Origin of the sequence: Bowmanella yangjiangensis (genome assembly GCF_018531185.1) — a bacterium.
GTDB lineage: Bacteria > Pseudomonadota > Gammaproteobacteria > Enterobacterales > Alteromonadaceae > Bowmanella > Bowmanella yangjiangensis.
The window spans coordinates 1,260,771-1,281,493 of the sequence record NZ_JAHDJU010000001.1 but is presented as its reverse complement, the minus strand read 5'-3'; the positions used below and the strand labels follow the sequence as shown (position 1 = coordinate 1,281,493).

The window sequence follows — 20,723 nt, the reverse complement described above, 5'->3', positions numbered from 1 at the left end:
ATGCTTATAGTGCTGGGTAGACATAGCTGGATTGCAGGCCCAACGGCAGCCCGAGTCCCCAATAAATCAGCAGGAAAGCCGTCCACAGCAACATAATACAGATAGAGAATGGCAGCATCAGCGACAACACCGTCCCTATACCTGTGTCTTTTACATAGCGTTGGCAATAAACCACTACCAGCGGGAAGTAAGGCATTAGCGGCGTAATAATGTTAGAGGACGAGTCCCCCACCCGGTAAGCCGCCTGGGTCAGATCCGGTGAAATTCCCAACTGCATCAACATCGGCACAAAAATGGGGCCAAGCAATGCCCATTTGGCCGACGATGAACCGACAAATAAGTTAACAAAAGCAGTCAGGAAGATAAGACCCACAATGGTTACCATGGACGGTAACTGCAAGGTTTGCAGAACTTGTGCCCCTTCAATCGCGAGCAAGGCGCCAAGATTTGATTTACCGAAAGCATCAATAAACAAGGCACAGAAGAACGCCATCACAATGTAATAGCTCATACTGCCCATGGACTTACTCATGGCGCCAATAATGTCACGGCTGGATTTAAAGGTACCTGCCACCAGGCCATACACCACACCAGGAATAATAAACAGTAAGAAGATCAGCGGTACGATACTGCGCATCACAGGTGCTGAGAAGGACGCCAAATCGCCATCAGGCGCACGCAATGGCGAGTCAACCGGCCACAATACCGCCACCAGTAGACCAATACCGGCGAGCATCACCAGGGTTGCCGCGCGCAACGCTTTGCGATCTTTATCACTCAGCTCATCAAACTTTGGAATTTCCTTAGGATCGCCGTCCACCGGCGTGGCTTGCAGGCGAGGTTCAATCACTCTGTCGGTCAAATACCAGCCAATGCAGATAATCAGTAAGCTGGAGGCACTGGTAAAGAACCAGTTATTCAGGGGGTTAACCTGCAGGCTGGGGTCAATAATGTGGGCAGCGCTTTGGGTGAAGCTTTGCAATAACGGATCAATAGCTGAAGGCACAAAATTAGCGGCAAAACCACCACTGACACCAGCGAAGGCGGCGGCTATACCTGCTAAAGGATGACGGCCCATGGCATAAAAAATCACACCTGCCAATGGAATAACCAACACATAGCCGGCATCGGTAGCGGTGTGGCTAACAATTGCAACCAGGATAATAGAAGGGGTAAGCAGGAATTTCGGCGTGGAATCCAACATCCGCTTTAAACCAGCGTTGATAAAGCCGGAATGCTCGGCGACCCCAATCCCCAACATAGATACCAGTACTACACCCAAAGGAGCGAAGCTGGTAAAGATAGTTACCATACGTGACATAAAGTCAGCCAGGCTGGCGCCAGTTAGCAGATTTTGTACTTCGATGTTTTTACCGGTACGTGGATCCAGTGCATCGAAACTCATGTTGGACAGTAAGGCTGATAACACCCAGACAATAACCAGGCTGAGTAAAAATATTACTGCGGGGTCTGGCAGCTTATTGCCGACTTTCTCTATCTTATCCAGCGCCCGGCTGGTCCAATTCGCTTGAGCTGTCATTAAGTCACTCCGTTATTGTTGTTATGGGTACGAGTCCGTATTCCAAATTATCAGGCGAAGTTTGCCACAGTAGGTCGTTCAGGCAAATCAGACAAGGCAGAATCGGCGCTATTCGCGGTATTTTTACCCAAGATGGTGTAAAAACCTTGTGACATCACATTGGCAATCAAAGCTGTAAGCCCTTACACTAATAAAAACAACAATTAAGAGCCTAAGATTGAGTGGATCTGGCCCAATTAAGATAATTAGCGTCGTTTTTGCGATTCTGTTTGTTTTCCCTACTGCCGCCGTTAAAGCGCAGGCAAAACCAGACGCAGAAGACCCCCCCAAGAAACTTAGGTATTGCGTGGATCCCAAATGGATGCCCTATGAAGCCATAGAAAATGGCCAGCATGTGGGGATGTCATCGGAATATCTGGCGCTGATTGCACAGCAGTTGGGAATAGCGCTGGAGCTTGAACCCACATCCAGTTGGCGGGAGACGCTGGAAAAGCTGGAACGGGGCGACTGTCAACTGTCGCCTATGCTGAATCGTACCGAAGAACGTAATCAATATCTGACTTTCAGCCAAGTATACTTTTATGCCCCCAATGTCATGGTGGCCAGAAAAGATCAGCCCTTTCTGCAGAACTTTGAACATGTCGGTCCTAGAGTGATGGCTGTCGCCGCGGGTTATCGACTGCATGAATATTTACGTAATCATTATCCTAATATCAAAACCCTGGCGGTCAGTACAGAACGCGACGGTTTGCAGGCAGTAGCGGATGGCAGAGCTGATTTATTTGTTGGCTCGCTCTACTCTATCAATGCCTATATTCAGCAAGATTCACTGCACGACTTGAAAATATCTGGCTGGGGAGGCCCGCAAGATGAACTGCGTATTGGCCTCACCCATGACGTAGCTAATTTACTCCCCGCCATTAACCAAGCGCTGTGGACGATAAGCGAAGAGCAACACCTGCAGATTCAAAACCACTGGAACAACCTACGTATAGTTGAAAACAGCAACCGTCGTCTGGCATGGCAAATTGGTCTTGTCACCCTAACGGCGATTCTAATACTCACCCTGTGGAACTTGTGGATCCGTCGCTACAGTCTCAAGTTGGCCGAACAGAATCAGCAACTAGAGACACTGCGTCATGAACTTGAAGAAAAAAATGCTGAACTGACCTACCTGTCTAGTCACGATCCGCTTACCAAACTGCACAATCGCCATTATTTTGATCACCGCGTATTACAGGATAATCGTAACCCTGAGCAATTAAGTCGTAGTTTGATCTTGCTGGATATCGACCACTTCAAAAACGTCAACGATACTTACGGCCACCAAATTGGTGACAGTATCTTGCAGGAACTTGCTGACGTGTTACGCCGCTGTGTACGGGAACATGATCTGGTGGCTCGCTGGGGTGGTGAAGAATTTATCATCCTCTGTCACAATGCCGCCCTTCAGGATGCTGTCGCACTCGCCAGGCGTATAACCGACACCTTGGAAGAGACCCGATTCAGTCTGGACTTAGCTATTAGTTGCAGCTTCGGGATTGCCGACTTGAAGGCCATGGAGCCCATGCAGCAGTGTTTTGAGCGCGCAGACAAAGCGCTGTACAACGCCAAAGCCCTGGGCCGCAATCGCATTTGTATTAGTGAGGAAAGTTGACCATGACGATTTGGGTCGATGCCGACGCCTGCCCTGTGGTGATCAAGGAAATAATCTTTCGTGCTGCTGAGCGCACCGCTACGCCAACCTGGTTGGTCGCCAATCAGCCCATCCGTACGCCACCTTCTAAGGTCATTCGTGCCATTCAGGTGGCCAGCGGCTTTGATGTGGCAGATAACGAGATTGTCCAGCGGGTTGAAGCCGGGGATTTAGTCATTACCGGCGATATACCACTGGCCGCCGAAGTCATGGCCAAAGGTGCGGAGGCCATCAATCCCCGTGGTGAGGTATACAGCCGGGATACCATACGCCAACGTCTGAATATACGGGATTTTATGGACACCATGCGCAGTAGTGGCGTCCAAACCGGCGGGCCGCCGCCTTTAGGTGCCAGGGAAAAACAAGCCTTCGCCAATGGCTTAGACAGCTATCTGGCCAGACAGGTATCGCAAAAACGCCCCCAGTGAACCTGAGAGGCCAGGCGCGCTGTTGTAAAGCACGCAGCGCTTCCCTATAGTCATCGCCAGGAAAGCTAACCATAAGGAAAATAATATGCGGTTATTTAGCCGTTCAGTCCTGCTTATCAGCATGCTCAGTCCCTTAGCATCAGCCAGCCAGGTTATAGCAGAGGCTCCAAAGGTCTCCATTACCAGTCAGGATGCATTTTTTAGTCATCTGAAAGCGCTGTGCGGCAAAGCCTTTGCCGGCAAAATTGCGGTGGACAACCAAGGGCCGGGCAGCATGGCTGGAAAGCCTCTGACTATGCATGTGCGAAAGTGCAGTGATACTGAATTACAGATCCCTTTTCACGTTGGTGACGATGCCTCTCGCACTTGGATAATCACCAAAACCGGCGCGGGACTGTCGCTCAAGCACGATCATCGCCATAAAGACGGCACTTATGATGAATCCACCATGTATGGTGGACACACAGTCGATGCAGGCTGGCCACAGGTACAGTCTTTCCCTGCCGATCAATATTCCAAGGAATTGTTCGTTAGTCAGGGCATACCACAGTCCATTGGCAATACCTGGCAGATGTATATTTACCCCGAGTTTTTCACCTACCGTCTGGTGCGGGAAGGTCGTGAATTCCGCGTCGACTTTGACTTAACTCAGGAAGTCCCTGTTCCAGAAGCCCCTTGGGGATACCAGGACTAGCAGTTGGATTTTCCAAACCGTTAGCGTCTGAGGTATTCCACCGAAAAGGTGCGTTAAGAGGTAAGGACGCAGAGAAAATTCCATTTAGGCAACTTCTGGAATTTTCCTTGCGTTTTAGGACGTCCGCGAGGACGCTCCACATTGGCTTTGTGTTTCTCTCGGTAAGCAACGGAGAATAGCAGGTTTAGTTGAGCAGAAAACTTTCCAGTTCATCAAGTTCCTGCTGCCATCCTTGCACATTCATTTGCTGTTGTTTGTGGGATAAGAAACCGGATTCTTTTAGCTTTAGCTGTGTTCTCTGCTCTGCTTCCTCGAGCCACCATTCAACCAGCGTAGATGTTGCTTCATTAAAGGGTAGGTCCGGTTCAGCCATCCAGCGCCAAGCCAAATAATGCGGGGCATCAACCTGCTCAATACGCATGGCATAACGGCCCGCACAGATCTCAGGGGGCCATTCAAACCAACCTACACTACCTGTTTCTAGTTGATATTCGGCTTTTGAACCGAACCAGCAGGATACTTGTGTTGGATCGCTGATCGCCGCCCAGACTCTCTCAATAGGCACATTGAATTTCAGCGCCCGGTTAATACTGTCAATCTTGCTCATGCTGTTCTCCCAAATAGACTTTGAGGCGGGACAGTCTGTCATCCCACTGTTCTGCAAAAGGTTGTAACCACAGCGCCACTTTTTCCATAGGCCTGGGGTTAAGTTCATGGATACGTTCTTTACCTGCATACCGGGCACTCACCAGCTTGGCCTTAATCAGCATGTCCAAATGTTTAGTCACCGCCTGACGGCTGATTTGCAAGCCTTCGCCTAGTTGCTTGATAGACAAGGGGCCACGCTGCCACAACGCTTCAATAAGTTGGCGACGTACGGGATCGGAAAGGGCAGTAAAAATATCCATAGCACAACCTTATGCAACCATTTGGTTGCATGTCAAACCCATTCAGAAGTTAATTTTGATGAAAACTCTATTGGTCTGTTAAAAAGTAAAAAGCCCGGCGAGTGCCAGGCTTTTTCAGTAAGGTATGTCAACGGAAGATTAATCTTAATTAAGCTTTTCTTTGATACGTGCAGACTTGCCGCTACGCTCGCGCAGATAGTACAGCTTGGCGCGACGTACCGCACCGCGGCGCTTAACTTCGATAGAAGCTACAGCCGGGCTGTGAGTCTGGAATACACGCTCAACGCCTTCACCGCTGGAGATCTTACGTACGGTAAATGCAGAGTGCAGACCACGGTTACGCTTGGCGATAACTACACCTTCGTAAGCCTGAAGACGCTCTTTGTCGCCTTCCTTAACGCGTACCTGAACGACTACAGTGTCACCTGGGCCGAAAGCAGGAACGTCTTTTTTCAACTGTTCTTCTTCAATACGCTTGATGATATCTTGATTGACTTTGCTCATCATAACCTCTCATCCTGGATTAACTGTCGTCATGCTGCAAAGGCGCTTGCTGCTGGGCAATTTCATCTTGAAACTGCCTCAATAGACGCTTTTGCTCCTCAGTCAGAGCCAGGTCGTTTAACAATTCAGGGCGTCGTTGCCAGGTTCTCCCCAGCGACTGTTTTAATCGCCACTGCCTAATTTTTTCGTGGTTGCCAGACAATAAAATCTCTGGCACCAGGCGACCGTCGAGGTTCTCCGGACGGGTATAGTGCGGGCAATCCAACAGGCCATCATTAAAAGAGTCCTGCTCAGCGGATTGCTCATGTCCCAGCACACCGGGAACAAATCGCGCTATCGCATCCATCAACACCATGGCAGGGAGTTCCCCGCCACTGAGTACGTAGTCACCGATAGACCATTCTTCGTCAATCTCGGCTTCTATGACTCGCTCGTCGATGCCTTCGTAGCGGCCAGCGACCAGAATCAGGTTTTCCGTTTCGGAAAGCCGTTTGACCCCTTGCTGGTCCAGCTTTCTGCCTTGGGGTGATAAATAAATCACCTTAGGCTTATCCCCTGCCGCCTGTTTGGCTGCATGGATAGCGTCTGTCAGCGGCTGTACCATCATCAGCATACCGGGTCCACCACCATAAGGCCGGTCGTCCACAGTACGATGCTTATCAAAAGTAAAGTCTCTCGGATTGAAACACTCTACCTGTAGCAAGCCGGATTTGACCGCCCGGCCAAACACACCCTGCTGGGTGAAATTGTCGAACATGTCAGGGAACAGGCTGACCACACAAAACTTGCGGGTCATCAGAAATCCGGTTCCCAATCCACCGTGATGGTTTTCACCGCGGGATCCACCTTCTTAACGACCTGGTCGATAAGATAAGGGATCATGCGTTCTTTTTGTCCAAAGGCGTCATTGATATTGGCTTTAACCACGAGGACGTCGTTAGAGCCGGTTTCGAACAATTCTCTGACGGTACCCAAGTTGTAACCTTTTTCGGTCACGACCTGCATGCCTACCAGATCACGCCAGTAAAAATCACCTTCTTCCAGTTCAGGAAGCAACTCAGCCGAAATCACGATTTCCAGATTCTTCAGTCTATCGACTGCATCACGGTCATCGACACCGGCCAACTTGGCAATTAAACCTTTGTTATGTTCACGCCATTGGTCAACCTTGAGTTCTTTCAATCCGCTTTCTGACTTTAAAAGCCAGGGCGCATAATCGAAAATCCCTTCAGGTTGCTCGGTATAAGAGGTGATCTTGACCCAACCTTTCACACCATAAGGTGCACCGATTTTGCCTACCACCAGAGTTTCAGACGCGTCACTCATTCCTATACCTCAGCAGTCTGGCTTAAGCCGCTGCTTTTTTTGCATCTTTAACCAAGCGAGCAACGCGGTCAGACAGGCTTGCACCTACACCAACCCAATGCTCAACACGGTTCAGATCGATACGCAGTTTTTCTTCCTGACCTTGAGCAGTCGGGTTGAAAAAGCCGATGTTTTCGATGAAACGACCATCGCGCGCACGGCGGCTGTCAGCCACCACGACCTGATAAAATGGAGCTTTTTTAGCGCCACCACGCTGTAAACGAATAGTAACCATAGTTGCCTCTAAACTCGTTAAGCGTTGACATTACCTTACTTACCTTTCATCTCTGACATAAATGCCAGGTTGAAGGGCCGCGGTATTGTACGGATTTTGCTTATAAATGCAAGGAGAAATAAGGCGTGGCAGTTGGCAGTTGGCAGTTGGCAGTTGGCAGTTGGCAGTTGGCAGTTGGCAGTTGGCAGTTGGCAGTTGGCAGTTGGCAGTTTAGTTTGACGCACTCTTACGTTGTGCCAAACAGAGACTGCCTTCTGCGCATTATTAACTGGCCATTCTAGTTAGCGGCGGGGGAACATACCGCCGGGGCCACCAGGCGGCATCATGCCCTTCATACGTTGCATCATTTTTTGCATACCGCCGCCAGACATCTTCTTCATCATCTTCTGCATCTGGGTAAATTGCTTGAGCAGGCGATTGACATCCTGAATCTGCGTACCTGAACCCGCTGCGATTCGACGCTTACGGGAACCTTTAATAATATCCGGGTTAGCCCGCTCGCCTGGCGTCATGGAATTGATGATGGCTTCCAGTTGATTAAAGTTCTTCTCGTTGGCTTTTTCCTTGATCTGCTCGGTCATGTTGCCCATCCCCGGCAACTTATCCAGCATAGACATCATGCCGCCCATATTGCGCATCTGTTCCAACTGCTCTTTGAAGTCCTGCAGGTCAAAGCCTTTGCCCTTTTGGATCTTCTTGGCCATCTTCTGGGCTTTGTCTTTATCAACCTTACGTTCAACTTCTTCGATAAGGCTCAGTACGTCACCCATGCCCAGAATGCGTGAAGCCACACGGTCTGGGTGGAAAGGCTCCAATGCATCGGATTTTTCACCCATCCCCAGGAATTTAATTGGCTTACCTGTGATATGGCGAACTGACAGCGCCGCACCACCACGGGCATCACCGTCAGCCTTGGTCAGGATCACACCGGTCAGTGGCAATGCATCATTAAAGGCTTTGGCGGTATTGGCGGCATCCTGACCTGTCATGGCATCCACCACGAACAATGTTTCTACCGGTTTAACCGCAGCATGCAGGGCCTTTATTTCGTCCATCATGCTTTCATCGACGTGCAAACGGCCGGCGGTATCCACCAACAACACATCGTAGAACTGCTTTCTTGCGTACTCGATAGCACCATTGACGATATCAATAGGCTTTTGACTGACATCAGAGGGGAAGAAACTTACCTGCACTTCGTTAGCCAGGGTTTCCAGCTGTTTAATGGCTGCCGGGCGATATACGTCCGCACTGACCACTAGCACCTTTTTCTTTTCACGTTCACGCAGGAAGCGGCCAAGTTTACCCACGCTGGTGGTTTTACCCGCACCTTGCAGACCGGCCATCATTACCACGGCTGGCGGCTGGGCGGACAAGGCCAGCTTTTCATTGGCCTGGCCCATAATAACTTCCAGTTCGCCACGGACAATCTTAACGAAAACTTGGCCTGGATTAAGGCTCTTGCTGACTTCTATGCCAACCGCTTTCTCTTTTACCTGATTGATAAACTCGCGCACCACGGGCAAGGCCACATCAGCTTCCAACAAGGCCATTCTGACTTCACGCAGCGTGTCCTTGATGTTGTCCTCAGTTAATCGGCCACGACCACTAATATTTTTAAGGGTCTGCCCTAAGCGTTCGGTAAGATTTTCAAACATATCAGGTATCATCCTTCTCGACGCCGCTGTAGCGGTGTCTGGAATAAAAAAAGCAGGCAAATAGCCGGTGCCGCGGATTATATAGGCGAAGCCAGGCAATTTCCATGCATAGCCTAACCTCACCTATTGATATCTATTCTCATTAGGCTGGTTTAGCGAAGAACGAGGGGATATACTTGGCGCCAACTTGGAGAACCGAGCTAAGTCGGCGCAACGAAAGCGGACAAGGATTCATATATAAAGATGCAAATCAATAAGGCTACAAGATGTTCCTGTTAGGTTTGGCAGTAACCCTGCTCTATTTGGGCTCAGCTGTTCATATTGCCAGCAGACTATTTCATCACGAAGGTCCTCGGCACAAGCTATCTGCTGCCTTGGGGTCTATTGCTGTCATTTTGCATTTCTGGCTGCTCACCGGCGATATTTTCAGCCAGCCGGGACAGAACATGAGTATTCTCAATGTGGCATCCTTGATCGCTTGGATGATTACGCTTTCGATGACTATCGCCTCGTTTAGCCTCCCCAACGCCATATTATTACCTGTGGTGTATGGCTTCGCGTCCCTGACGGTTTTGCTCAACCTGTTCGTCCCCGACACCCACCTTATGCATATTGAGATGCGTCCAGGTTTAATTGCCCATATCACCCTAGCATTGTTCGCCTATGGTTGTTTGATGATAAGCATGCTGTATGCGTTGCAACTAGCGTTTATCAACTTTCGCCTTAAGCGCAAACAATTGTCGCTACTGCACTCTTCCCTTCCGCCACTGATGATTGTCGAGCAAATTCTTTTCAAATTGTTGCTGGTTGGTACTGTGATATTGACCTTGTCCCTGATCAGTGGATTTGTGTTTCTAAATGATATGTTTGCCCAGCATCAGGTGCACAAAACTGTACTGTCTAGTCTGGCCTGGCTGGTGTTTGTGGTGTTGCTGGCGGGTCACTATCGTTTCGGTTGGCGTGGCCGCCCGGTTGTGATCACAACGGTTATTGGCGCCATTTTACTGACCCTGGCTTACTTCGGCAGTCGCTTTGTCAAAGAAGTTTTACTGGGAATGTAGAATCGAGTTTGGCAAACTAGAGCGTCGAACGATTCCTTATGACCTTTAGGGGCATAAGGAACCATTAAGACAACACAGGAACCCCATCTTTGGACGACATATCAACCGGCACGCTGTTTATCCTGCTTGCCATTCTCATATTGTTATCCGCGTATTTTTCCAGCTCAGAAACCGGCATGATGTCCATCAACCGGTACCGACTTAAACATCTGGTCAAGGAAGAACATAAAGGCGCCATTCGCGTTCACAAATTACTGCTAAGGCCCGATCGCCTAATCGGCTTAATTCTTATTGGCAACAATCTGGTCAATATTGCCGCTTCGGCTATCGCCACTATTATTGGCATGCGCCTGTTCGGTGATGTGGGGATTGCCATCGCCACCTTTGCCTTAACCTTAGTTATTCTGGTATTTGCGGAGGTCACGCCAAAGACCCTGGCAGCGTTATATCCTGAAAAAATTTCGTTTCCCAGTTCGATAGTGCTTCTGCCAATGCTGAAGCTGTTCTACCCCTTGGTATTTATTATTAACGGCTTTACCAATGCATTTTTGGTGCTGTTTCGCATTAGCCCTAAAAACGGCGACGAAGACAGCTTAAGCCGCGAGGAATTGCGCACTGTCGTGCATGAAGCCGGCGCCATGATCCCCAAGCAGCACCAGGATATGCTGGTAGGTATTCTGGATCTGGAAAAAGTCACGGCAGAAGACATTATGATCCCGCGTAACGAAATTGTGGGCATAGATATCAATGACGACTGGAAAGCCATTCAGAAACAACTGATGCATTCCCAACATACCCGCGTACTGCTTTATCGTGACACAGTGGACGACGCGGTAGGCTTTATTCATGCCCGTGATGCCCTGCGCTTGTTAGCTAAAGATGAATTTTCCAAATCCAATCTGTTACGGGCTGTGAGAGAAATCTACTTCACACCTGAAACAACGCCACTCCATACTTTGTTATACAAGTTTCAATCCGCCAAGGAACGTATTGGTTTGGTCGTGGATGAATACGGGGACATTCAAGGTCTGGTTACCCTGGAAGATATTCTCGAAGAGATTGTCGGTGACTTTACAACCACCATTTTGCCCACCCACAGCAAAGAAGTGAATGTTGAGGAAGACGGCAGTGTGATGGTTGATGGCAGTGCCAACATTCGCGACTTAAATAAGGAAATGGACTGGAGTCTGCCTATTGAAGGTCCTAAAACACTCAATGGTCTGATTTTGGAGCACTTTGAGGAAATCCCACCGGAACTGGTATGCTGCCGCCTGGCAGGTTATCCAATAGAAATCGTTGAGATAAATGACAATATGGTCAAAACGGTGCGGGTTAAACCCATGTACTTCAAAGAGCCCGAGCAGGGACGTGGCGATAGCCTCAACAGCTAAACAGACAAGCGGCAGTTAGGGATTATCCCCCTGCCGCAATCTTTTCTGACGAATATTAGCCTTTAGGCGCTCAACCTGATCATTCAGACTGTTCAGCCGTTCAAAAATCCCTTTGAGCTCCTCATCATAAACAAGATCGGATTGCTCAACGTGATTTTCCAACACCTGGCGCAGCTGGGCTGGCAAACTTTTACCGGGCATCTCTCCTCCTCCTCAAGAGTATTATCGGAGAAAGCGCAAAAAGCTAAAGTCAGGGAAGAATAAAAACTTAAGGAATGTATTGTCTGATCAGCGAAGCCTGGCCTGCTTCGAGATCATAGTCGAGCTGTACTATCCCTGCGGTAGCAAACAACACGGAATGATAGTGCCCACAAAGCTCATCAACCAAACTGCTGACAAAAGGCATATGGCTGACAATCAGCAGGTTTCGGATATGGGGATTTTCAGCGAGCAAAACTCGCAGATAATCGTGAAAGAGTTCAGGTTGGCCATCTGGTGTTACATCGGCCGAGTTTTGCGTGAGTTCAACCGGCACTTTAAGCATCAAGGCATCCAGGGTTTGCACGGCACGGACGTAAGGACTCACCAAGGCCATATCAATATGGCCAACAACATCGCGTAACCAGGTACCACTGCTCCCGGCTTCAGACACTCCAAGGGGAGTTAAACAACGGCTGGCATCATCAATAAAGCGATTTTCCGCTTCACCGTGACGCATGATGAAAATTTGCATTAACAGCTCAATTATCCAAAATCTCTGGAAAATATTCGGACGCATGGGTAACAAATAAAATCGACAAGTCGCCTTGGTTGCAATTTGCCACGTTATCCTATTTGATACCCTATATACCAACCAGCAGGTCTAGCACGTGATAACCAGCACCTATGATAGATGTCAGTACCGCCACCTTGTACTGGACAATGGTCTTAACGTACTGTTGGTGCATGATGTCGAAAGTCGTAAGTCTGCAGCTTGCGCCACTATTGCACTAGGACACTTCCAAGACCCCGACGCCTGCCCCGGACTGACGCATTTGCTTGAGCATATGCTGTTTCTGGGCTGTCAGGACTACCCTGCTGCCAACCATCTGGCCGACCACCTGTCTTTAAACGGCGGACATGTTAACGCTTGGACAGGCACAGAACAATCAAGTTTCTACTTCGATGCGTTGAGTAACGGTTTTGAAGAGGCGCTCGCGCAGTTCAGCGCTATGCTGAGCACCCCCCTATTTGATCAAAATGCCATTCAGAACGAGTTAAAAGCCATAGATGCCGAATTTCATATGAAAAAGCAGGATGACCTGCGGCGTCTTTATCAGGTTCACAAGGAAACTTGCAACCCCGCCCATCCTTTCAGCAAGTTTTCAGTGGGCAATCAGGAGGTTTTTGGTCGTTTTGAGACTGACACTTTGCAAAGCATGTTAAGGGATATGCATCAGCGCCATTATTATGGCAAGAATATGAGCCTGTGCTTGGTCTCCGATTTACCTTTGGATGCGCAAGAGCAGCTGTGCCGTAGACACTTCTCTGGTATCCCCATTGGGCAAAACACAGCACCTAAAGCGTATCCACCTCTTTACCTACCAGACCAGTTGGGCGTGGTACTGAAAATAGTGCCACTCAAAACCGCACGGCGCATGATTGTCAGCTTTGCCCTGGAAGACATACACCAGTATTACCAAAGCAAACCATTAAATCTCATCAGCCATTTACTCGGCGATGAAGGACCAGGCAGCTTGTTGTGCTATTTGAAAGAACGCGGCTGGGCCACCAGCCTGAGCGCTGGCGGCGGCATACAAGGGAGCAATTTCAAAGATTTCAATATTAATCTGCAGCTCACCAGCAGCGGCGCTGAACATTGGCAGGACATTCTGTTTAGCCTATTTGCCTGCATCGAATTGATTAAAGAAGAAGGTGTCAGTAAGTGGCGTTTTGAAGAACGACAAAAATTCGGTCAGATGGCATTTGACTTCCACGACAAACCCAAAGCAATAGATTTGGCATCCCATCTGGCCGTGCAATTGCATTACTATCCTCCCAAGGATTTATTGAGCGGAGAATACCTGCTCGAGAATTTCTCACCGGAATTAGTCCACGACTTATTGGGGCAAATGCAGCCAGACAATATGCGCCTGAAGTTGATATTACCGGAGCAAGAAACAGATAAACGCGCCGCTTGGTACGATACGCCCTATGCTATTCAGGCACTTCCCCCGACATTGCTACAAAAGCTGAAATCCCCCCCGGTGATCCCTTCTCTGGCCTTACCCCTGCCTAATCCTTATGTGCATGTTCGCACTTCACTGCATGATGTGGATAGACGCTATTTAACTCCAACCAAGTTACTTGAAGGTGAAAGCTTCAGTTTCTGGTTTTGTCAGGATGACGAATTCAAACAACCCAAAGGGGAGCTTTATCTGTCTTTTGACAGCAGCGCGGTTTTAGAAGGGGCCGGGCTTTGCGCTTACAAACGCATCTGGACCAATATGATACAGGAACGGCTGAACGAGGACTTTTACCAGGCCAACATTGCTGGTATGCATTTTCATTTTTACGCACATCAGGGCGGCTTCTCTCTGCATACCAGCGGATTTAGCGATCAACAGTTTCCCATGGCGGAGCAAATGCTCAGGCAAGTATTATCTTTCGATTTTACCCATGAAGAGTTTGAACTGGCCAAAGCTAAACAGGGTCAGGCCATGCAAAATAGTTTGTTGAACAAACCGGTAAACAGACTGTTTAATCACCTTTCTGTACTGATGCAGCCCCTGTCTTTTGCCTTAGAAGACATGCTGCCAATCGTTGAAACCGCAGACTTTGCCCAAATGCAGGATATACAGTCCAGACTGTTGGCATCGCTGCATTTAGAAGCCTTTGCTCATGGCGACTGGCCAGCCCGGCAGGCAGAAAATTTCGCCACCGATCTACAACAACTGCTGGCAAATCGCTTGCGTGCCAACGCACTCCCCAGAGATGTGATCACTTTAACCGACAGCTACCGTCTTGGTGTGCCCTGTCAGGGGCCTGACAATGCTGTATTGCTGTATTTTCAGACGCCTTGTGCTGATGTTTCCTGTATTGCTTTAACTATTCTGGTCGAGCAGTTATTAGCCGCTCCCTTCTTTAATGAGTTACGCACCGAGAAACAGCTTGGGTACCTGGTAGGCAGTGGTTACATGCCTTACAACCAGCATCCTGGCATAGGCTTTTATATTCAGTCCCCCAACGTTGAAATTGAAGCGCTTGTTGACGCCATACGTCAGTTTCTTACACAAAGCCCCGATGCTATTGCAGCCATGGAGGAACAAGACTGGCAACTGCTAAAACAAGGCATAGCGAAACAGCTGACCAGTAGAGACACCAGCCTGTCGATGCGCAGCCAACGTCTGTGGTTAGCCATTGGCAACCAGGATTGGCAGTTCGACCAACCAACACGTTTGGCCCAGCAATTATTGGCACTGAGTCGCGAACAAGTTTTGGAATTTTGCCAGGGGTTCACCCCCACCAAAGGTTTTGGCTCAGTCTTGCTTTATAGCCAACATGCACGTCAGGCAGAACCTAGTCTGGAGGGAAAGTTGATTACTAATTTGCTGCAATTTAAAGCAAAAGCCAATCCGATCCGATAAAAGTGAAACTTTTCAACAATCAGGGCTTTGACTTGGGGCATGACATATTTTAACGTACGGATTCAACAAGACGTTGGCAGGCCAGGACGCTAGCCAGTTAAAGCCGATTAGCATGAGTTTTTCGGCAGATTGCAACGCTAAGGACAGCAAGAAGCAGAAAATACCCGATAAACATAATTACTATAAAGCAGCAACGCTGCACAAAGGTGTCCATTGCGTCTTAATTCGGTTCAGCTTGGCATTTTCAAGGTCGTTTTGTACCTTACCTTGCTTTTTTCGCCCTGTAGCCAAGCCACTACCAATCTTTCTAATATCCAGTTCAAAAACTATTCTGTGCCTGACGGCCTCAGTCAAAGTACCGTACTGGACATCGCCGAAGACAAATATGGCTTTATCTGGCTGGCGACAGTGAATGGCCTGAATCGTTTTGATGGCTATGAGTTCAAGCAATATCACCTGGATCCTAATCTGCCCAATAGCTTACCGGATAAATTTATCCGCCAGCTTTTTATCGATGCGGACGGCAAATTGTGGGTAGCAACCAACAGCGGTTTGGCCTGTTACAACAGGCAAAGCGATAATTTCACTCGTTTTAATACCCAGAATAGTCAGTTGTCGGACGACCTTATTGTCTCCATCAGTGAGGGGCTTAACGGCGAACTCTGGGTTGCCGACAAAAATCACCTTTTCCGATTTAACGAACAGCAACAAAACTTCCAGAAAATTCAGCTCGCCGACACTGATTCTTTCCCTGAAACCAAAAGCATTCTATTTCACAATGACATACTCTGGCTTGGCAGCTACGGCCACGGCATCCAGATTTATCAGGTCAAAGAGGACCGTCTATATACGTTAAATGGCGACAATCCCTGGGAACTGGATATTCCTGCCAGCTTTCTACATGACGTCAAAATCGTTAACGGTCAATATTGGCTTGCTACCGAGCTTGGCGTGTATGTGCTGGACGATCAATTGATGGTGCAACGTCACCTGACGACTGAATCCCAACCAGCCCTTGTGAGTAATCTGGTGCAGACCATTGCTCAGGATGCCGATCAGGATGTGTGGCTTGGTACGTCCGAAGGCTTAAGCATTATCGATCCTGAACGTTTTACCGGGCTTAACATCGATCAAACTAACGATGCGCTGGTGTCATTGGATAACCGCTACGTATTTAAGCTGTTCAAAGACAGCAATGACTCTATCTGGTTAGGCAGTTTTACCGGCGGTGCCTTTCAATACAATGAGCGTACGGCATTTATCAAACACTATCAGGCGATACCACACAGCAATGTGTCGATTTCAGACAATATGGTGTGGGCGTTTTCCGAGGCACAAAACGGACAAATCTGGATAGCAACACAATCCGGCGGCTTGAACCTGTTTGAACCAACCAATGCCGGCTTCAAACATTACCTGACCGACTTCCCCCACTCCATCTGGGATTTGGCCGTTGATAAGCAAGACAGACTATGGCTGGCGACCATTGACGGTATATTTGTTTTCAAACTGGACGGAGCAGGCAAGCTCAATCAGGTCAAGCATCTACTGCCGGGGCAACTGGTAGACAGTGTACAGCTATCAGGAGGCCGCGCCTGGATTTGGACAACCGGCGTACTGTCGAGCATCGACGTCAATGACTTCAGCTTCGAGCAAATTCCGGTACCCAATAAGCAAGGCCAACTGATTAAGCCCAGCATGGTGGACAGTAAGAACAATGTGTGGCTGGCCAGTAATGACGGTATTAGCCTGTACAACCTTGATTCTGGCCAGTTTAATCATCTGTTATTTGCCTTTAACGGCAACACCTCGCCGCTTGGCGATACCAATGCAATTGTTGAGGGACCTGAGCATATTTGGGTATCCAGCTTCAAAAGTGGCCTGTTCAAACTCAATAAACAGAGTTATCAGATTGAGCACCATTACACCCAGGAGAACGGCTTATCTGACAATGGCATTCTGACCATGCTGTTGGACGAAAATGCCGTATGGATAGCGACGGCCGCCGGTATTGATCAAATTGACCGTCAAACTGGCAAGCTGGTACGACACATTCCAAAGGATTTATTGGAATTTAATGAACTGAACGAGTCAGCCGGACTGGTCACCACGCAACATCACATCTTGTTTGGCGGCACCAAGGGTTTTCATATCTTTAACCCCCAGCGCCTCAACGATAAAGTTAATCGCACCATACGCGCCCCGAGTATCACCAAGCTCAGTATATTCAACCAGGAAGTTCGGGTCGGTGACATTGACAGTCCGTTACTGCAACCTGTTTACCAGCTCCCTGCTATTGAGCTGGAAAATAAGGCATCGCCCTTTTCCCTCACCTTTGCATTATTGAATCCGGTTAACCCCAAGTCAGTCAGCTACCGCTATCAAATGCAAGGATTGTCAGACCAGTGGCTGGAAGCGAACCACAATATTCGTCAGGCAACCTTCACCAATTTGGGCTTTGGTAGCTACACCTTCAGAGTGCAGGCACGTGAGCTAGATGGCCCCTGGTCCCCTGCTGCCGAACTGGCAATACGGGTTAAAGCCCCTGCCTGGTTACACCAATCTGCGTTGATAGCCTATGGCATTGTTGCCTTTTTATTGCTCAGCTACTGGTTCCGCCAATACAAGCTGCGCCGCGTTACACAACGTCGCGTCAGTGATAGTGAAGAGCGTCTTAAACTGACGCTTTGGAGCAGTGGTGATGAATTGTGGGACTGGGATATCCAACGTAATGAAGTGCATAGAGCTAACATTTGGGGAGTACTGGACTTCCCACAGGATAACCACCGGGTAATGACTCAGTTGGAGTCCAACATTCACCCTTCTGATTTAGAACGCGTACGTGACAGCCTGAGCCAGCATTTGCAAGGAAAGTCTGAATATTACGAAACCACATACAGGGTTAAAGACTTTAAAGGCGACTGGCAATGGGTATTGGACCGGGGCAAAGTTGTGGCCTGGGATTCCAGCCAGAATCCTTTGCGGATGACAGGTACACTGAAAAACATCAGCCACCTCAAGCAGGCGGAAGAGCAATTACGTTTGTTCAAACGTTCAATTGAAACCATTTCCGACGGCGTATTTATCACAGACACCAGCTTCAGAATCATCTCGGTTAACCATGCATACTGCACCCACACCGGTGAGACCCGCGAACAAGCATTGGCCAGTTACTTGTCATTCCATCAATATCCACCGGCATTTACCGAAGAAGTGCGCAAAACACTGCGGCACAAAGGTAACTGGAGTGGAGAAATTGAATCACTCAGACAAAATGGCGAGCGTTACGAAGTAGATCTGAATATTGATGCTATCCACAGCGATGATAACAGTATCAGTCACTATGTAGGGGTATTCTCAGACATTACCTCGCGCAAGCGCACTGAGAAAGAACTGCTGCAATTGGCTAACTCAGATACGCTGACAGGGTTACCCAACCGTTCATTCTTCCAGGCCAGCCATCAAAACCTGGTGCGCAAAGGCGCTCACCATGCCCTGCTATGCATGGACATGGATAACTTTAAGAAAATTAACGATTCCATGGGCCACCAGACAGGTGATTTGCTGATCAAGCAGATCGCGGCGCGTTTGCAAAAAATCGCCGGAACCAACGCCACCTGCTACCGTCTCGGCGGTGATGAATTCAGTGTATTGGTCGAGAACAGTACCGATATTCACCGTATTACCCATCTGGCCCAGCGTATCCTGGATGAAATGGCGCGCCCCTTTATCATCAATCGCCAGGAATTTGTGCTCGGCGGCAGTCTGGGCATCGCCTTCTACCCTGAAGATGGTGTCAGTCCACAGGAGCTGCTTAAAAATGCTGATACGGCCATGTACTTTGCCAAGAATGCCGGTGGCAACAAGTATCAGTTCTTTAGTGGTGAGATGAACCAGAATGCGGTTCGTCAGTTGCAGATTGAAAACCTTATCCGCCACGGTATCAAAGAGGATTTATTCAGCGTTTATTACCAACCTAAAGTGGATATCGCTTCAGGTCAGCTGGTCAGTATGGAAGCCCTGGTGCGCTTTGAACATCCGGAAAAAGGCATAGTCAGCCCCGATCAGTTTATTCCCCTGGCAGAAGAGACAGGCCAGATTATTGAGATTGGCGACATTGTTTTGCGCAAGGCCTGTGAAGATACACAGCGCTGGGTAAAACAAGGCTTGTTCAGCGGACGGGTGGCGATCAACATTTCTGCCCGCCAGTTTGAGCTGCCTGATCTGGATCAGCGTATCGAACAAGTATTGCGTCAAACCGGACTGTCGCCACTGCATCTGGAATGCGAAATTACCGAAGGCACCCTAATGCAAAGGCCGGAGCAGTCACTGGAGTTGATGCAACGTCTGCGTGAAATGGGCATCCACCTGGCACTGGACGACTTTGGTACGGGATATTCGTCACTGGCTTACCTGAAACGCTTCCCGCTGAACACGCTGAAGATCGACAAGGCTTTTATTGATGATATTGCCACCAGCGCGGTAGACCGCCATATGACCAGCGCCATCATCACCATCGCCCACAATTTAGGCCTCAAAGTGGTCGCAGAAGGCGTGGAAGAAGAGCAGCAATTAAGTATTCTGCGCCGCTATGAATGTGAAATGCTGCAAGGTTACTTGTACAGCAAACCACTGAGCAGTGAGCGCTTTACCAAGCTGCTGCAAGAAAATCGTCGCCTGACCAAGCTAATCAAGCAAAATAATTTCTGATCATGGCGTGAGCTTCCTAAGCACAGCGCCACTCCCCTCTCCATCTACAATCTCCATATACCTAACCTCAACAGGACGGCATACCAGTCCATAAAAGCGGCAATAAAACGCCGTACTGTGCCGCTAGATTGCCCCGTAGTAGATATTCTTAAATCAGTCAAATAGTTGGCGCAGCTTGCTGTGCAGCGGGTTTTCACTTCCGAACAAATTTTTGACACCATCTAAAACGCACCAAAAAACACATAAATGTTCTTATATATCAATATCTTGCAAAGTTGGCACAGGAATAGCTAAGTAATCTGTGAGCAGTCAACAGACTGTGACAAAAAAGACTAAACCTTTAGGAGAGAACGACATGTTGAAAGCTTATGCAATTGCCATCGCACTGACTACCGCTACTCCTGTTGCTGACAAGGCTGCAGACGGCGCTAAAGCTCCTGTTAAAAGCAAAGCAGAAACCACGCAAACTCTGCAAGCTTGGAAGCCTCGTTCAGTACGTATCTAAGCATAAGGTGTTGTTCAACAGTCTACCGGCTGTAGGATGACGTAGCCGAAAGCAGTCATATCGGCGTACCTGGTATAAAAAAGAGAGCAATGCTCTCTTTTTGTTTTCAGTGTCCAGGATATGTTGGCCTAACTATTCAGGCTTTGTGGTTAGGCTCTCAGATAAACCGAGCCAAATCCTCGTACCTTACGCAGTGCCATTTGTTTTCTCACGCTAAACAGCGGGAACACTAAAGGCCCAAACAGTAAACCGGCCAGTCCCCAGTGTTTTGCGCACAATCCCGTTCTGAATGCTTCAACGTAATAAAATACCGCACTGATAACAGAGACTAAGATTGCCAACAACATAACAACTCCAGGGCAAGGGAAGGATAAATTGTGCGCGCATTATACATATTGGTGA

At 48.6% G+C, this 20,723-nt stretch carries 19 protein-coding genes; 8 read left to right on the top strand and 11 right to left on the bottom strand.

The window, feature by feature from the left end; genetic code table 11:
• Nucleotides 1–4: 4 nt before the first annotated feature.
• On the bottom strand, nt 5–1,540 hold the full coding sequence (locus tag KJY73_RS05750; protein ID WP_214341244.1) for an AbgT family transporter: 1,536 nt from the start codon (nt 1,538–1,540) through the stop codon (nt 5–7).
• Nucleotides 1,541–1,886: 346 nt separating this feature from the next.
• On the opposite strand from KJY73_RS05750, the gene KJY73_RS05745 reads away from it, so the two are divergent.
• The 3 genes from KJY73_RS05745 (at nt 1,887) to KJY73_RS05735 (ending at nt 4,358) form a co-directional block, all read left to right on the top strand.
• Nucleotides 1,887–3,197, top strand: coding sequence for a diguanylate cyclase (locus KJY73_RS05745; protein WP_214341241.1), 1,311 nt, complete (start codon nt 1,887–1,889; stop codon nt 3,195–3,197).
• 2 nt (nt 3,198–3,199) lie between these two features.
• A complete protein-coding gene (locus KJY73_RS05740) occupies nt 3,200–3,664 on the top strand; it encodes a YaiI/YqxD family protein (RefSeq protein WP_206592855.1) in 465 nt (154 codons plus the stop codon).
• A gap of 121 nt (nt 3,665–3,785) precedes the next feature.
• Entirely contained in the window at nt 3,786–4,358 is a 573-nt protein-coding gene (locus KJY73_RS05735; protein WP_408611361.1) for a hypothetical protein, read from the top strand.
• A 184-nt stretch (nt 4,359–4,542) separates the two neighbouring features.
• Here the strand turns inward: KJY73_RS05735 and KJY73_RS05730 are convergent, their stop codons facing one another.
• From KJY73_RS05730 to ffh, 7 genes are all read right to left on the bottom strand, one after another.
• Complete coding sequence (locus tag KJY73_RS05730; protein WP_214341235.1) at nt 4,543–4,965, bottom strand: SRPBCC domain-containing protein; 423 nt, start codon at nt 4,963–4,965, stop codon at nt 4,543–4,545.
• Nucleotides 4,952–5,266, bottom strand: coding sequence for an ArsR/SmtB family transcription factor (locus KJY73_RS05725; protein ID WP_214341232.1), 315 nt, complete (start codon nt 5,264–5,266; stop codon nt 4,952–4,954). Before KJY73_RS05725 ends, KJY73_RS05730 begins: the two co-directional genes overlap by 14 nt.
• A 144-nt stretch (nt 5,267–5,410) precedes the next feature.
• Nucleotides 5,411–5,770: a 50S ribosomal protein L19 gene (rplS, locus tag KJY73_RS05720; protein ID WP_206592851.1), complete on the bottom strand. Its 360-nt coding sequence runs from the start codon at nt 5,768–5,770 to the stop codon at nt 5,411–5,413.
• Between the two features lie 19 nt (nt 5,771–5,789).
• A complete protein-coding gene (trmD, locus tag KJY73_RS05715; RefSeq protein WP_214341217.1) occupies nt 5,790–6,566 on the bottom strand; it encodes a tRNA (guanosine(37)-N1)-methyltransferase TrmD in 777 nt (258 codons plus the stop codon).
• Entirely contained in the window at nt 6,566–7,096 is a 531-nt protein-coding gene (gene rimM / locus KJY73_RS05710) for a ribosome maturation factor RimM (protein ID WP_214341214.1), read from the bottom strand. The genes trmD and rimM overlap by 1 nt, the downstream gene beginning before the upstream one ends.
• A gap of 22 nt (nt 7,097–7,118) precedes the next feature.
• Nucleotides 7,119–7,370 carry a 30S ribosomal protein S16 gene (rpsP, locus tag KJY73_RS05705; protein ID WP_206592848.1) on the bottom strand — a complete coding sequence of 84 codons (252 nt, stop codon included), beginning with the start codon at nt 7,368–7,370 and terminating at the stop codon, nt 7,119–7,121.
• A gap of 281 nt (nt 7,371–7,651) precedes the next feature.
• Entirely contained in the window at nt 7,652–9,028 is a 1,377-nt protein-coding gene (gene ffh, locus KJY73_RS05700; RefSeq protein WP_214341211.1) for a signal recognition particle protein, read from the bottom strand.
• A gap of 266 nt (nt 9,029–9,294) precedes the next feature.
• On the opposite strand from ffh, the gene KJY73_RS05695 reads away from it, so the two are divergent.
• Complete coding sequence (locus KJY73_RS05695) at nt 9,295–10,089, top strand: cytochrome C assembly family protein (RefSeq protein ID WP_214341209.1); 795 nt, start codon at nt 9,295–9,297, stop codon at nt 10,087–10,089.
• 89 nt (nt 10,090–10,178) lie between these two features.
• Nucleotides 10,179–11,480 (top strand): HlyC/CorC family transporter, encoded by a 1,302-nt coding sequence (locus KJY73_RS05690; protein WP_214341200.1) that lies wholly within the window; start codon nt 10,179–10,181, stop codon nt 11,478–11,480.
• Between the two features lie 15 nt (nt 11,481–11,495).
• On the opposite strand, the gene KJY73_RS05685 is transcribed toward KJY73_RS05690, so the two are convergent.
• Entirely contained in the window at nt 11,496–11,681 is a 186-nt protein-coding gene (locus tag KJY73_RS05685) for a hypothetical protein (protein ID WP_214341186.1), read from the bottom strand.
• Between the two features lie 67 nt (nt 11,682–11,748).
• The gene (gene sixA, locus KJY73_RS05680; protein WP_214341171.1) at nt 11,749–12,213 is read right to left on the bottom strand and encodes a phosphohistidine phosphatase SixA; all 465 of its coding nucleotides are present in this window, start codon (nt 12,211–12,213) and stop codon (nt 11,749–11,751) included.
• A 136-nt stretch (nt 12,214–12,349) separates the two neighbouring features.
• Here sixA and KJY73_RS05675 point away from each other — a divergent pair, with 136 nt between their 5' ends.
• The 3 genes from KJY73_RS05675 (at nt 12,350) to KJY73_RS05665 (ending at nt 20,321) form a co-directional block, all read left to right on the top strand.
• A complete protein-coding gene (locus KJY73_RS05675) occupies nt 12,350–15,106 on the top strand; it encodes an insulinase family protein (RefSeq protein ID WP_214341169.1) in 2,757 nt (918 codons plus the stop codon).
• Nucleotides 15,107–15,319: 213 nt separating this feature from the next.
• Nucleotides 15,320–19,816, top strand: a complete 4,497-nt coding sequence (locus tag KJY73_RS05670; RefSeq protein ID WP_232848400.1) for an EAL domain-containing protein — start codon at nt 15,320–15,322, stop codon at nt 19,814–19,816.
• A 355-nt stretch (nt 19,817–20,171) separates the two neighbouring features.
• Nucleotides 20,172–20,321, top strand: coding sequence for a hypothetical protein (locus KJY73_RS05665; RefSeq protein WP_206592841.1), 150 nt, complete (start codon nt 20,172–20,174; stop codon nt 20,319–20,321).
• 149 nt (nt 20,322–20,470) lie between these two features.
• Here KJY73_RS05665 and KJY73_RS05660 read toward each other — a convergent pair whose 3' ends face one another.
• Nucleotides 20,471–20,668, bottom strand: coding sequence for a hypothetical protein (locus KJY73_RS05660; RefSeq protein WP_206592840.1), 198 nt, complete (start codon nt 20,666–20,668; stop codon nt 20,471–20,473).
• Nucleotides 20,669–20,723: the final 55 nt, after the last annotated feature.